1 protein-coding gene is annotated in these 2128 nt (G+C 58.3%); it reads left to right on the top strand.

Annotated elements, in window-relative coordinates:
- Positions 1-335 precede the first annotated feature (335 nt).
- Positions 336-2128 (top strand): RHS repeat-associated core domain-containing protein (locus HKN37_16140; protein ID NNE48183.1); only part of this gene is annotated, 1793 nt, incomplete at its 3' end.

The raw sequence follows: 2128 nt of genomic DNA on the forward strand, positions 1-2128 counted from the left end.
CAAACGGCACGGAGACCAAGATTCGTGAATACGCCTACACGTCGTGTCAGGTTGTCGTCGGCTCGTCGTCCTCCTCTTCTTCGTCTTCTTCATCAAGCTCCTCCGCCGGGGCACCGATGCCCACTGCCTACTTCGTATCGAACGTAACCGAATACCCGTCTGATACCGACCAGACCAAAAAGATTGTCACCAAATTCGCTTACACCTTTCACAGCGGCACCTGTCAGGTGCAACAGAAGACCACGACATTGCCAGTGGTCGCCACCTCGCAAAACGGCTCAGGGGTGGCAGACACAAGGAGAGAGTACTTCGATTCCTTCGGCAACTTAACTTGGATGATGGACGAGCGAGGGTTCATCACACGTCTGGAGTACGATGAAGTCACCCGCGCCATGACGCGCATGGTGGAAGATGTCGACACCTCGGTGGAGACAGACGCTCCCTCAGGCTGGGTCACGCCTTCTGGGGGCGGTCTCAACTTGGTGACCGATTTTGAGTCAGACGATCAGGTCCGGATCACCCAATTCCTTGTGCCCACGCACACCATCGACATTGATGGCACAGCCACGTCCATTCGTCGCGCGAATTGGATCGTCTACGACAACGACGAACAACAGAACGTCACGCGGATAGCCTCCGGCTACGCCACCGGCAGCGGCCCCTCCTACACTTATACGCTGATCAACCCGGTTTCGATTGTCATCGAAGACAAGCAGGGAAATGTGCAGGAGCAGATCCAGGCCACTCGTGCCTCCACCTCCGGGAAGCTCTCACCGACTGACACATTCGCACAAAGCAGTTACACACGCTGGACAACGTTTCAGTACACCGACTGTTGTCAGGTCGCCTCGCAGCGCGTGTATCACACGATTCCCGCCAGCGGTGAGGGCGCGTCGGGAACGAACTACGATCAGACCGACTATGGCTATGATGTGCTCAAACGATTGATCCGCACCGAGACGGCCGGCGGCACGATCACCCGCCAGGTGCTCGATGTGCGAAGCCTAGTGACGGCCATGTGGATCGGCACGGATGACACCGGAGCCACGCCAAGCGACCCATCCGGTGGCGGCGCCACCGGCAACAACATGGTGGTAGTCACGAGCAGCGAGTATGACGGCGACGTTGACGGAGGAAATGGACTGCTCACAAAGCAAACGCAACACGTTGACAGTTCCACGACGCGGGTCACCAATTACGAGTATGATTTCCGCAACCGGCGCACGGAGATCGACGGAGAAATCGACTTCTTCCAAAAGGACACGTATGACAATCTGGACCGCGTGACGAAGGTCGAGCGTTTTGACACCACCTCCACGGGGAATCTGATTGCCAAAAGCGAGACGAAGTTCGATGACCGGGGGCGTGTGTACCAGACGATCCGGTACGCGGTCGATTCGTCCACGGGGACGGTCGGCAACAGCCTGAACGACAACCGGTGGTACAATGCGGCAGGTCGGGTGATCAAGGAGCTGACGGCCGGCTCGGCGCTGTTCACCAAGACGGTCTACGATAGTCTGGGGCGACGGACTAAGGTCTATCGCGGCTATGACCTCGACGAGACGACCTATGCCGCGGTGGCCATCGTCACGGGCGACACCATCATGGAGCAGGTCGAGTGGACCTACGATGACGCTTCCAACGTCATCAAGACCATCACGCGGATGCGCTACCACGATGCGCCGGCGAGCCAGACGGGCGAACTGAAGAGTCCATCAGAAACTCCCAAGGCGCGCGTGATGTATCAGGCGCAGTGGCCTGATGCGCTGGGTCGCACGATCGCTTCGGCGGACTACGGCACCAACGGCGGCTCGACGCTGTCGCGTCCGTCAACCGTGCCATCGCGTTCCGACTCTGTTTTAGTGTCCGGTCAGACGTTTGATGAGGCGGGAAATCTCAGTCAGGTCACCAATCCGGCCGGCGTGGTGACACTCTTTGAGTTTGACGACGTGGGAGACGAGGTTAAACAGATTCAAAACCCCGTGACCGGCTCCAGCAGTTCCGGTTCGGCGTCGTTTCCATCCCCGCTTGATGAGAACGTCACGGTGGAAACAGCGTACAATGCCGACAGGAATATCAAGACGATCACGGCGAAGAATTCGCTCACCGGCGATCAGGTCACGGAGTA

It is taken from the genome of Rhodothermales bacterium, assembly GCA_013002345.1.
GTDB lineage: Bacteria > Bacteroidota > Rhodothermia > Rhodothermales > JABDKH01 > JABDKH01.